This window comes from Enterovibrio norvegicus FF-33, from assembly GCF_000286835.2.
Lineage (GTDB): Bacteria > Pseudomonadota > Gammaproteobacteria > Enterobacterales > Vibrionaceae > Enterovibrio > Enterovibrio norvegicus_A.
This window is the reverse complement of sequence record NZ_AJYD02000013.1, coordinates 97,549-110,207: the sequence shown is the minus strand read 5'-3', so window position 1 is coordinate 110,207 and position 12,659 is coordinate 97,549. Positions and strand designations below refer to the sequence as shown.

The 12,659-nt window shown below is 46.9% G+C and carries 11 protein-coding genes; 2 read left to right on the top strand and 9 right to left on the bottom strand.

Annotated elements, in window-relative coordinates; translation table 11 throughout:
• Positions 1–106 precede the first annotated feature (106 nt).
• The 6 genes from ispH to murJ form a co-directional block, all read right to left on the bottom strand.
• Positions 107–1,051: a 4-hydroxy-3-methylbut-2-enyl diphosphate reductase gene (gene ispH / locus A1OO_RS02845; RefSeq protein ID WP_016961676.1), complete on the bottom strand. Its 945-nt coding sequence runs from the start codon at positions 1,049–1,051 to the stop codon at positions 107–109.
• Positions 1,052–1,078: 27 nt separating this feature from the next.
• Entirely contained in the window at positions 1,079–1,510 is a 432-nt protein-coding gene (gene fkpB / locus A1OO_RS02840) for an FKBP-type peptidyl-prolyl cis-trans isomerase (protein WP_016961677.1), read from the bottom strand.
• A gap of 155 nt (positions 1,511–1,665) precedes the next feature.
• Positions 1,666–2,178, bottom strand: a complete 513-nt coding sequence (gene lspA / locus A1OO_RS02835) for a signal peptidase II (protein WP_016961679.1) — start codon at positions 2,176–2,178, stop codon at positions 1,666–1,668.
• A 90-nt stretch (positions 2,179–2,268) separates the two neighbouring features.
• The gene (gene ileS / locus A1OO_RS02830) at positions 2,269–5,097 is read right to left on the bottom strand and encodes an isoleucine--tRNA ligase (RefSeq protein ID WP_017004587.1); all 2,829 of its coding nucleotides are present in this window, start codon (positions 5,095–5,097) and stop codon (positions 2,269–2,271) included.
• 25 nt (positions 5,098–5,122) lie between these two features.
• On the bottom strand, positions 5,123–6,064 hold the full coding sequence (gene ribF, locus A1OO_RS02825; RefSeq protein ID WP_016961681.1) for a bifunctional riboflavin kinase/FAD synthetase: 942 nt from the start codon (positions 6,062–6,064) through the stop codon (positions 5,123–5,125).
• Between the two features lie 62 nt (positions 6,065–6,126).
• Complete coding sequence (gene murJ / locus A1OO_RS02820) at positions 6,127–7,686, bottom strand: murein biosynthesis integral membrane protein MurJ (protein WP_026024020.1); 1,560 nt, start codon at positions 7,684–7,686, stop codon at positions 6,127–6,129.
• Positions 7,687–7,980: 294 nt separating this feature from the next.
• Between murJ and rpsT the strand changes: the two genes are divergently transcribed.
• Complete coding sequence (gene rpsT / locus A1OO_RS02815) at positions 7,981–8,241, top strand: 30S ribosomal protein S20 (protein WP_016961683.1); 261 nt, start codon at positions 7,981–7,983, stop codon at positions 8,239–8,241.
• 74 nt (positions 8,242–8,315) lie between these two features.
• Here the strand turns inward: rpsT and A1OO_RS02810 are convergent, their stop codons facing one another.
• From A1OO_RS02810 to nhaA, 3 genes are all read right to left on the bottom strand, one after another.
• Positions 8,316–8,615, bottom strand: coding sequence for an ArsR/SmtB family transcription factor (locus tag A1OO_RS02810; protein WP_017005838.1), 300 nt, complete (start codon positions 8,613–8,615; stop codon positions 8,316–8,318).
• A 113-nt stretch (positions 8,616–8,728) separates the two neighbouring features.
• Positions 8,729–9,616: a transcriptional activator NhaR gene (gene nhaR / locus A1OO_RS02805; protein WP_016961685.1), complete on the bottom strand. Its 888-nt coding sequence runs from the start codon at positions 9,614–9,616 to the stop codon at positions 8,729–8,731.
• Between the two features lie 218 nt (positions 9,617–9,834).
• Complete coding sequence (nhaA, locus tag A1OO_RS02800; protein WP_016961686.1) at positions 9,835–11,025, bottom strand: Na+/H+ antiporter NhaA; 1,191 nt, start codon at positions 11,023–11,025, stop codon at positions 9,835–9,837.
• A 422-nt stretch (positions 11,026–11,447) separates the two neighbouring features.
• Here nhaA and A1OO_RS02795 point away from each other — a divergent pair, with 422 nt between their 5' ends.
• A complete protein-coding gene (locus tag A1OO_RS02795) occupies positions 11,448–12,593 on the top strand; it encodes a Na/Pi symporter (RefSeq protein WP_017004586.1) in 1,146 nt (381 codons plus the stop codon).
• Positions 12,594–12,659 lie beyond the last annotated feature (66 nt).

The following is a 12,659-nucleotide window of genomic DNA, read 5'->3' as shown; positions in this document are numbered from 1 at the left end:
AATAATAATTTGTTATTCACTCTACCCTTTTCGCCACACGATGTATATTGGTGACGAAATCAAGAAAAAGGGAGCCATTAGCTCCCTTCAAAATGCGTTGCGATGCTTATTGCACCTGCTTGACTTGCAGTTCACGAGGCACTTCAAAGAACATATTTTCTTCACGTCCTTTTAGCTCTTCAACTGACGTTCCACCCAAAGCTTCAATGCGTGCAATGATCAGATTCACCAGTTCTTCCGGCGCAGATGCCCCAGCGGTCACACCAACTTTAGCTTTGCCATCAAACCATTCCGGTATCACGTCTTCAGCACAATCAATCAAGTAACCCGGCGTACCCAGCTTTTCACTCAGCTCGCGCAAACGATTCGAGTTCGAGCTGTTTTTCGAGCCAACAACGACCAATACATCACACTGGGTCGCGAGATCGCGAACGGCATCTTGTCTGTTTTGAGTTGCATAGCAAATGTCATCTTTACGCGGGCCTTGGATATCAGGGAACACTTGACGCAGGGTATCAATGACATCCGCAGTTTCATCCACAGACAACGTTGTTTGGCTAACATAATGAAGATTGGTTGGGTCTTTGACGACGAGCTTGTAGACATCTTCTGGTCGCTCGACCAAATACATACCGCCAGTATCGCTTGCGTACTGACCCATGGTTCCTTCCACTTCAGGATGACCTGCGTGACCAATCAGAACCACTTCCATATCACGGCGGCTTGCGCGTGCGACTTCCATATGGACTTTGGTCACCAACGGACAGGTAGCATCAAACACGGTCAGGCTGCGTGACTTCGCTTCCTGACGAACGGCTTGAGATACACCATGCGCAGAGAAAATCACGATGCTGTCATCGGGAACTTCACTCAGTTCTTCAACAAACACTGCGCCACGTGATTTCAAGCCCTCCACCACAAAGCGGTTGTGTACCACTTCATGACGCACATAAATTGGCGGTTGATAAAGTTCGAGTGCACGTTCAACAATGCTGATAGCACGGTCTACACCGGCACAAAACCCTCTTGGGTTTGCAAGCATGATTTTCATTGGATTGCCTTTTGACCAACTTGTACTTTAACTGACGCTGATGATTTCAACGTCAAAGATAACACGGTGTCCTGCCAATGGATGGTTGAAATCCACGGTAACTGATTCGCCAGCCACTTCGGTGATCACGCCGGGGATCTCTTGGCCACCAGGGCCAGCAAACGCAATAATGGTGCCTTCTTCTGCAGGCGCGTCACCGACAAATAGCGTGCGATCCATATGCTGAACGTTATCTGGGTTAGGCATGCCGAACGCATCGGCAGGTTCAAGTGTAAAACTTCCCGCTTCGCCTTCGCTCAGACCCAGCAAACATTTCTCAAAATTTTCAGTCAGGCTGCCATCGCCCATCACCATCTTAGCGGGCTTACCTGAGGTTTTCGTGCTGTCTGCGACAGAACCATCTTCCATCTTAATAGTGAAATGCATGATCACTTCACTGTTTGCGATAATTTGCGTCATTCACTCAGATCCTTGAATTAGAAGGTGCGCCAAACAAACGTAGAAACACCCAAAACCACAAAATATATTGGGTTTTAAAACACTCATTATAAGAAAGCGCCGCTCGCAATTGCGAGCAGCGCCATCAATGTATTAACAGTCGAAAAGCACGGTGCTTATTCGGCCTCAGCGTGCGGCTTTTTTGATGCTCTCACGCTATCCAACACGATTAACCCTGCACCTACACAGATTGCTGCGTCGGCAAGATTGAATGCTGGCCAATGGCTGTTGCCGATATAGAAATCAAGAAAATCGACAACATATCCATGAACGAGACGATCAAACAAATTACCAATGGCGCCGCCGATCACGAGGGCATAAGCTACGTTCAAAATTCTGTTACTGGCAGGCGTACAACGCATCCAGTAAATCAATAGTCCCGACACGCCAAGTGCAATCGCGGCAAAGAACCAGCGTTGCCAACCGCCTGCATCACTCAAAAAGCTGAACGCTGCGCCATAGTTATGAACATATAACAGGTTAAAGAAAGGCAAAATCTCAATGCGGTTTGCCCAACCATATCCCATGGTATCCATCACGAACAACTTGGTGCCAATATCGAGAACGAACACCAGAAGCGCTAGCCAAAGCCAACGTACCCCTGATTGTTTCGTTGTCAGATCTTTCATCCAACCTTCCTACTATCGTTGAGCAAAAAGCTGGTGAACCAAGTCAGCCAGCTTTTGTCTTTGCTACTGTGTGATTAAACGAACCCGCAATTACGCGAATTGACGTTTTTCGCCTTCACCATCGATGTTGCTCACGCAACGGCCACAAAGTTCTTCGTGCCCTGCAATCGTGCCCACATCAGGCACATGGTGCCAGCAACGTTCACACTTCGCCGCTTCTGATTTCTCAACGACAACCGCCAGCCCATCAACATCAGTGACAACGGCTGATTCAGGTGCGGCATCCGTCGCAACCACAACGGCTTTCGACGTCAACAGAACAAAACGCAGTTCATCACCCATGGCTTGCAATTTAGCAGCGAACTCAGGGTTTGCATAAAGCGTGATTTCCGCTTCAAGTGAGCCACCAATTTTCTTGTCGTTACGTGCTTGCTCCAACACTTTATTGACCGCACCACGTACGCGAAGCAATTCCGCCCAGAACGCGTTGTTCAGTTGCTCGTCATCGCTCAAACCAAACAGACCGTCGTACCATACTTCTGTGAATACGTACTTAGCACGGTTACCTGGCATCTCGTTCCAGATTTCATCCGCTGTGAACGACATGATAGGTGCCATCCAGCGAACCAGAGCTTCCATGATATGGAACAAGGCTGTTTGACAGCTACGGTGTGCGAGACCACCTGCTTTCGCGGTGTACTGACGGTCTTTGATGATGTCCAAATAGAATGAACCCATCTCAACCGAGCAGAATTGCATCAAACGCTGTGTGACTTGGTGGAAGTTACACTCTTCAAATGCTTTCAGCATTTCTTCTTGCGCTTCTAGTGCTTTACCTACCGCCCAGCGATCTGCAATCACCATATCTTGTGCAGCAACCATGTCCGTTTCTGGGTTGAAACCATTAAGGTTCGCCAGAAGGAAACGCGCCGTGTTACGGATACGACGGTAAGCGTCAGCACTACGCTTTAGGATTTCATCAGACACCGTCATTTCACCGGTGTAGTCTGTTGAAGCAACCCACAAACGCAGAATGTCACCACCCAGTTTGTTCATCACTTCTTGTGGTGAAACCACATTACCGATCGACTTCGACATCTTACGGCCCTGACCATCAACGGTGAAACCGTGGGTCAGCACTTGCTTGTAAGGGGCGTGATTTTTAATCGCCACTGACGTTAGCAGTGATGATTGGAACCAACCACGGTGTTGATCAGAACCTTCCAAGTACATGTCCGCTTCGTGACCGTTAAATTCAGGACGCTGATTCACAACCGCATAGTGCGTTGCGCCTGAATCGAACCATACATCCAGCGTATCCAGCACTTTTTCGTAATGCGCTGCATCGTCGCCAAGCAGCTCGTCGATGTTAAGATCCCACCAAGCTTGAATGCCTGATTGTTCAACTTTTTGAGCCACTTGCTCAATCAATTCAACCGTATTCGGGTGCAGCTCTGATGTTTCTTTATGAACAAACAAAGCAATGGGTACGCCCCAAGTGCGTTGACGAGAGATACACCAATCAGGGCGACCATCTACCATCGATTCAATACGGTTTTGACCCCATTCAGGGATCCACTGTACATTTTTGATTTCTTCCAGCGCTTTCGCACGCAGACCCGCTTTCTCCATTGAGATAAACCACTGCGGGGTTGCACGGAAAATGATCGGCGTTTTATGGCGCCAGCAATGCGGGTAGCTGTGCTCAAACGCATGATGATGCAGCAATGCACCGTGCTCTTTCAGCACGTCAATCACGTTGTTGTTAGCTTTTAAAACGTGTTGACCCGCAAACAGCTCAGTGTCTGGCAGGTAAACGCCGTTGCTGCCAACAGGGTTTGCGACTTCTAGTCCGTATTTTTGACCAACAACAAAGTCTTCTTGACCGTGGCCTGGTGCGGTGTGAACCACGCCTGTACCTGATTCAGTCGTTACGTGTTCACCGCAAACAACTGGCACATCAAAGTTGTAGAACGGGTGGTTGAAGCGCAATAACTCCAACGCATCACCATTACAGAAACCCAGATTATGGAAGTGTTCGATACCGACACGATCCATCACTGACTTCACAAGTTCTGCAGCCATGATCAAACGACGTGGTGTTTCACCTTCTACCTGAACCAGCACATATTCCAGTGCACTAGCGACAGCAACCGCACGGTTAGCTGGCAGCGTCCAAGGTGTTGTGGTCCAGATAACGATAGACACATCGCCGTGACCTTCATGACCTTCCGCCAAGTTAAACTTAGACAGCACAGCCGCTTCGTCCGTGGCACGGAACATCACATCAATCGATGGTGACACTTTGTTCTCGTATTCTACTTCTGCTTCTGCCAATGCGGAGCCACAGTCTGTACACCAGTGAACAGGTTTGAAACCTTTGTGTAAGTGACCATTGCCAGCAATTTTGCCCAGTGCACGAATGATGTTGGCTTCGGTACCGAAGTCCATGGTCAAGTAGGGCTTGTCCCACTCGCCCAATACACCTAGACGTTTGAAGTCAGCTTTCTGGCCTTCAACTTGCTTGGCGGCATACTCACGGCATTTTTGACGAAACTCAGCAGCAGACACTTTTTGGCCTGGCTTACCGATTTTCTTCTCAACCATCAGTTCAATTGGCAAACCATGACAATCCCAACCAGGGATGTAAGGCGCGTCAAAATCAGACAGCGTTTTAGACTTAACAATAATGTCTTTAAGAATTTTGTTTACTGAGTGACCAATGTGAATATTGCCATTCGCATACGGAGGGCCGTCATGCAAAATGAAGGATTTCTTACCCTTCTTCGCTTTACGGATCTCGCCGTAAAGATCTTCCTCATACCAACGCTTAAGCATTTGTGGCTCGCGCTGAGCAAGATTACCTCGCATCGGAAACGCGGTTTCCGGCAGGTTTAAGGTATCTTTAAAGTCACTCATTGATTGTTCATTCCGTATATGGACATTATTTATTAGACGGCTCAGACAACCATGCACGCGCTGTCTGAGCATCAAGTTCAATTTGGGCTTTCAACTCGTCAAGCGAGCCGAATTTCATCTCGTCACGCAGCTTATGAAGAAGCTGGACTTCGATATGTCGACCATAGAGATCTTCCTCAAGGTCGAAAAGATGTACTTCAAGTTGTTGACGCACACCGTTAACTGTTGGCCGAGTGCCGACGTTAGCCACACCGCCTAGCCATTGGTTTGTTTCGATACCGCCAACCTTGACCACATAGACACCGGACACGGGTGTCACTCGGCGTTTCAATGGCACATTGGCGGTCGGGAAGCCAATCGTCCTCCCCAATTTTTTACCGTGTGAGACTCGCCCACTGATGCTGTAGGGTCTGCCGAGCATGTCCTCAGTAGCTAACTGATTACCATCCGCCAATTCATTTCGGATAGCGGTGCTACTCACACGCTGCGTAGAAACGGTAAAACTTTGAGTGCTGACCACTTCAAAACCTACACTTCGCGCTTCATCTTGCAGATAACAAAAATCGCCCTGACGCTCAGCGCCAAAGCGAAAGTCATCGCCGACCACGAGAAACTTAACACCCAATTGTTCAGCCAACAAGCGATGAACAAAGTCATACGGTGTCATGGCTGCAAACTTCGCATTGAAATTCACCACCAATAGACGCTCAACGCCCAATTTGGCTAGCTGGGTGTACTTATCACGCAAACGCGTCAGTCTAGCGGGAGCTTGCTCTTGGGAGAACAGTTCTCTTGGTTGAGGTTCAAATACCATCACGGTTGATGGAAGCCCTAGCCCACGTGCTTTTTCAACCACGCGTTTTAGCACTTTTTGATGCCCCAAATGCACACCATCAAAGTTGCCGATAGTCAGTACACATCCACGGTGCCTGTCTCGGATGTTATGAATACCTCGGATCAATTCCATAGTGCTAAAACTGCTTTCCCCTCAAAAAAACCGACGGATTATATACTAATCGCCTCAATCAATCAGCCTTCTATGCGAAGTTGATGGGGTCTTAGACCCAAAACCAGTAATGATACGAGGTAAGTGACTGCACCTGCGCCAATTATTCCTGACAGCATATAAATTCTCTGCCACAAATCCATTGCCAACCAGCGGTCATTTTCTGGCATCAATCCCAAAATCAGGCCCCCCATCAGCACCACCGCGATCATCAAACGTAACGTAAAGATCACCGTCTCTTTGCTAATGCGATAAACCCCCTGCTTGTGCAGTCCGCGATACAACAAACCTGCATTAATCAGCGCTGAGAGTGCCGTTGCCATTGCCAGCCCCACATAGCCATAGAAGTATGCAAATATTAGGTTAAAGACCATATTACTAACCATAGCAATAATGCCGTATCGAACGGGTGTTTTGGTATCTTGACGTGCGTAATATCCAGGGGCGAGTACCTTGATGAGCATAAAATTCAACAAACCTGATGAATAGGCAACCAGCGACAATGACGCGGCGTTGACATCATCCACACCAAATTCACCACGCATGAACAACACCATTAGCATGGGTTTGGCCAATATCATCATGCCAATCATCGCAGGAGCGCCCAAAAGCAGCACCATGCGAATGCCCCAGTCCATGGTGCTAGCAAACTGCCCCGATGTTTGTTCAACGTGCTTTTTGGATAACGCTGGCAAGATCACCGTTGCGATCGCGATGCCGAACAAACCCAGAGGAAACTCCAACAAACGGTCTGAGTAATACAACCAACTGATGGAGCCTGTTGCTAAGAAGCTGGCAATAAATGTATCCAGCAACAAATTAATCTGACTTACCGACACACCAAACAGCGCAGGGATCATCAAGGTGCGAATTTTCACCACGCCGGGATGTTTCCAGCCCCATTTAGGGCGGACAAGCATGCCTTCGCGATAAAGAAATGGGATCTGAAACGCAAACTGAATCAAACCACCCAGAAAAACGCCAATACCCAATCCGACTTCGGGCTGATCCATGCTGGGTGCTATCCAGATCGCGGCTGAAATCATCGCAATATTGAGAAATACTGGCGTAAAGGACGAAACTGCAAAACGGCCAAGGGTGTTCAAAATTGAACCCGCTAACGCCACAAAACTAATAAACCACAGATAGGGAAACGTGATTTTTAGTACCAGTGATGCCAATTCAAATTTATATGCCGACGGGCCATCATTCCACCAATCAACAAACCACCCCATACCAAAAAGTGCGGTAATCACTGGCGATGCGATGACACCAATCACCGTCACAATAGTGACCAATACACCTAATGTGCCTGAAACATAGGCAATTAATTCACGCGTTTTGTTTTTGTCATCACTGGCCTGGTACTCAGCAAGTACAGGCACAAAAGCTTGCGAAAAAGCACCTTCGGCGAATAACCGACGCAAAAAATTAGGGATTTTATTAGCAAAAAAGAAAACATCTGCGGCGGCGCCAGCGCCCATAATGTTCGCAATAACAACATCACGAACCAAACCCATGACACGCGATACCATGGTCATAAAGCTGACAATCATCCCCGATCGAAGCAATCGCTTTGACACCTGTAACCCCTTAATACGAAAAATAAAGTAAGATGCATTCGACCGCTGATGTTAACACGTCTTTTTTTATTGAGTTTTAGACGTTGTGGCAACTGCGAAAAGACAGATAAAAGGCTTACTTCATACTGAGAATGCTGGTAGAATCTGCCGCCATATTAACCGCGATGTTCGTCACATGCCATTGCAATGGCAATGCGGCGGATTATTGCACAAATGAATTGACAACTAGGGTAAAACGGGGCATATTCCTCGGCCTTAAATTGTCACCGAATATAAGATTTGGGAGTTAGACCCTTGGCGAATATCAAATCTGCTAAGAAGCGTGCAATCCAATCTGAGAAGCGCCGTCAGCACAATGCAAGCCGTCGCTCAATGATGCGCACTTATCTGAAAAAAACCATCACCGCTATTGCAGCTGGTGATAAAGAAGCAGCTACTAAAGCATTTGCTGAAGCTCAACCTATTCTTGACCGTATGGCTACTAAAGGCCTTATCCACAAGAACAAGGCCGCTCGTCATAAAGCTAGCCTAGTTGCTCAAATCAAAGCTCTGTAATAAGCGCTAAGATTTGAAATAAAAAAAACCGGCCTAAAGCCGGTTTTTTTTATTTCTATTTTCTACCGCGTTGCTTATTTGTCTTTGCAATAGAGTTGATGCAAGGTCATCATAATGGTCTGTACCTCAATGCTCTTCAATGAGTAGTAAACCGTCTGTGCCTCTTTACGCGTTGCCACTAAGCCATCACGTCGCAACCATGCCAGATGTTGAGATAGAGCCGACTGACTCAGCTCAAGCTTATCACTGAGCGTTCCCACAGACATTTCCCCTTCCAGCAAATAACAAAGTATGAATAGTCTGCGCTCATTTGCCATTGCTTTAAGCAATTGCACTGCCTTGGGCCCAGTTTCCTGCATTTGTTTTAATTCCATACTTACTGCCTATTCACCTACATCTAAAAGGTTGTTCACGTTGATTTAAGTGTATCATTCAACATATGAGCAACAGTGCCTTGCGTTTAAGAAATCCATTTCATAAGGTAAGACTAATGGAACAGTTTGCTAAAGTCAGCCTCACAGATGCGTTTTACCGCAGGATGTTGGATCATCCTTTCCGCAAATATAACGTAATACTCTTCTTTTAATTCCTCTACTTGGGCAATCTCTTGAATGTCCGGCAAGTCGAGTATGTCAGCCGAGTACAACGTTGGTGCAACAAACATTGCCCGATGATTCGCCCCAAAAGCTTTCATTAATGCGGCATCATCAAACTCACCCAGTATCGTTGGTGTTATACCTTGGCTATCAAACCAGTGCATCAGCTTGCGTCCCATCGCTGTCCGACTGCCAGGAATGAGCAACTTATGTTCTTCAATTATGGCAGGGAATCTTTCTTTTGATACAGCACCTGAGCAAAAGAAGCTCATGATGCTTTCGCCTATCTTTACGCTAAACAATCCAGGGCTTTGACTTGAATCCACTGGACAGTCAGACAAAATCATATCCAGCTTATGCTGCCTCAGTTGCTCAAGAAGCAGTTCATGGGTCGATTCATAGCAACGAAGGTGAATACCATCATCGTCGGGAATCGCTTTTAGCAGTACACGACTCACCAGGCTTTTCGACAATGCATCGGCCACGCCAACATCAAATAGCTCATTCTCTCGCTGACTATAGTTAATGATATCTAACATTTCGTAGCTAATACCGAACATCTTGTCAGCGTACTTGTAAACCAACTGACCGAGCTCAGTTGGTTCGACATGCCTACCTGAACGTTTAGTCAGTTTACCGTTCAGACGGTCTTCTAAGGTACGTATTTGGCCAGTTACTGTCTGCGGTGTCAGGAATAATGCTTCAGCCGCTTTTGAGACTGAGCCTTTTTTGCAGACCATCCAGAAATAATAGAGGTGGTTGTAGTTTAAATGCGACATAGCTTCTCAACGTAAAAAGCGCCTCACCACGAGGACGTAGTGATGGCGCTTTTTGATTAGGTCATGATCTGGTTTTCTTCAGTGAGGTTAGAGCCACAATAATGCTGACCTCACATGCTAATCTGCCTCAATGATCATCTTTACTCGATGCGTTTAACACAGCCAGTTTGAGTCAGCACAACCAGTCCTGCTATCAAAGATGCAGTGAAATACACGCTTTAATAATCAATACTCACTTTTTCCCCATCGCCATCTTCTTCCGCCGCTGGTGATTTAGGCAGTACCGCACTCAATAGTGCGTAGCCAGCAAGCGCGGAAACCGTAGACCCAATCAAAATACCCAATCGAGAGAACGTGATGTAGCTTTGGTCCACACCCACAAACGCGAGCGAAGAGATGAATATCGACATCGTAAAGCCGATACCACATAGCAGTGAAACCGCAAAGATTTGCTTAAAGTTGACGTTTTCAGGTAATCGCGCCACACCTGTTTTTACAGCAATCCAGCTGAAGGTAAAAATACCTAACGGCTTACCAATCAGCAGACCCAACGCAATCCCTAGCGGCAGCATGTTAGTCAGGCTTGCCAGTGACACACCTTCCAACGAGACACCCGCATTAGCAAATGCGAACAAAGGAAGAATCAGAAATGCCGCGTAGGGATGAATGGCATGCTCTAGCGTTTTTAGCGGGGATTTTCCGTCTTTGCCACCCGCCAGAGGGATAGCAAAACCAAGCACCACACCCGCCAACGTCGCATGCACGCCGGATTTCAACACACTGAACCAGAGAATCGCGCCAACCAGCAAGTACCATTTCACGCCAGTGACGTTCTTGGTGTTCATTAAGAACAATACGGCGGTAGAAATAAAGGCAACCACTAACGCAGTAATAGAAAGATCGCTGCTATAAAACAGCGCGATCACGACAATGACGCCTAAATCATCAATAATCGCCAGCGCGAGCAAGAAAACTTTCAGAGACAAAGGCACACGCTTACCGAGCAATGCCATCACGCCGAGTGCGAAAGCGATGTCTGTTGCTGCGGGGATAGCCCAACCATTTATGGTCACAGGATCTGAATAGTTAAATGCCAAATAAACCAAAGCAGGTGCCAGCATGCCACCTACGGCAGCAATAGCAGGAAAAATCGCTTTTTCTTTCGTATTAAGGGCACCCTCAATGAGTTCCCTTTTCACTTCGAGTCCGATCAGCATAAAGAAGATAGCCATCAGACCATCATTGATCCAATGCGCGACCGATAAACCAGCTATGTAGCTATGAAGAGCGCCATCATATAGCGGCTGCAAGGGTGAGTTGGCAATCACAATCGCCAATATTGCAGCAATGATCAGCACCAAACCGCCGGCTGATTCCATCTTCATAAACTGACGAATCGCATCAGTCATTTAAAGCACTCCGTTAAAATTAAGTAATCCCTATTAGTCTAGTCACCAATCATCATTAAAGAAAAATCGGTTCTTTGGAGATTAAACCTCGGAATATCCGAAGTTTCCACCAAAAAGTGACACTTTTTTCGTGGTGTGAAACATGACCCTGCCATAAATGCCCCTCAATGTGACATCTTTTACGATAAATATCGCGCGTTTGGGCGCTTTTTAACCACTTGAAAAATACCACACAAAAACAATTAAATCATTGTTTCCATTAATTAAAACACAGGATGAACATGTAGCTTTACACCTATTCTTATCATTGGTCAGCAGTCTGAATTAAAACTGTAATATTAGTGAAATATTTCCTACCTACTATTCGCTCAGATTAATTCATTGACACAAATCTGACATACAACTGTCTCGGAGATTTCCTTATGACATCCCAAGCTTCTACTGCTGCTCCAATTAACAGCTCTAAGAATTGGGTACGTTGGGCCAACCTGGCACTGATGCTTTATATTCTGCTTGTTGCAGTTTCCATGGTTGGTAGTGGTTTTAAATGGGCGGCAGGTGACGAAGCGAGAACCCTGTTTGAATTCGCCTCTCACCCTGTAGCGGGTCTGATGATCGGTATCGTTGCAACCGCACTGATCCAATCTTCAAGCACAGTCACATCGATTATTGTTGGTCTGGTTGCCGGTGGCCTACCAGTCGAAACAGCTATTCCTATGATTATGGGTGCCAACATTGGTACGACCGTAACCAATACCTTGGTGAGCCTAGGCCACGCGCGCTGTAAAGAAGAATTCCGCCGAGCATTCACCTGCGCAACCGTTCATGATTTCTTTAACTTAATGGCTGTCTCCATTTTCCTTCCTTTGGAAATGATGTTTGGTCTGTTAGACAAAATTTCGAGCTGGTTGGTTGCACCTCTAATGTTTGATGGCAACCTGAGCATGAAAGGTCTGGACTTCATGGGTCCATTGACTAAGCCTTTGGTTAACGGCACGAAAGGTCTGTTCTCTTCACTGCCTGGTGACTGGGGTGGCGTAGCGCTTATCTTCCTAGGTATTGCATTGATCTTTGCTGCTATTACCATGATGGGTAAATTGATGCGCAAACTAATGGTTGGTCGTGCAAAAGAGCTTCTTCACAATGCCATCGGTCGTGGCCCTCTGCACGGCATCGCATCAGGCACCTTAGTGACGATTCTGGTTCAGTCTTCTTCAACAACGACAAGCTTGATGGTTCCTTTGGTTGGCACCAATGTTCTCAAGGTACGTGATGTTTATCCCTTCACCCTTGGTGCAAACATCGGTACCTGTATCACTGCGCTACTTGCCGCGACAGCAGTGACGGGTCCTAACGCGGTATTTGCTCTGCAAATCGCGCTGGTACACCTTGTGTTCAACGTACTTGCTACACTGCTTATCTTTGGTACGCCATTCTTGCGCGAAATCCCATTGAAGTGCGCAGAGAAGCTGGGCGAGGTTGCAGCGAAGAACAAGCTGGCTGTGGTTGCGTACCTTGGTTTGGTATTTGTTGCGATTCCATCAATCGTTATGTTAGCGACACAGTAAGTCAAAACACATTCGATAAAACGCCCGCTGATGCGGGCGTTTTTTTTGGGGAAAATAGAGCAGGTC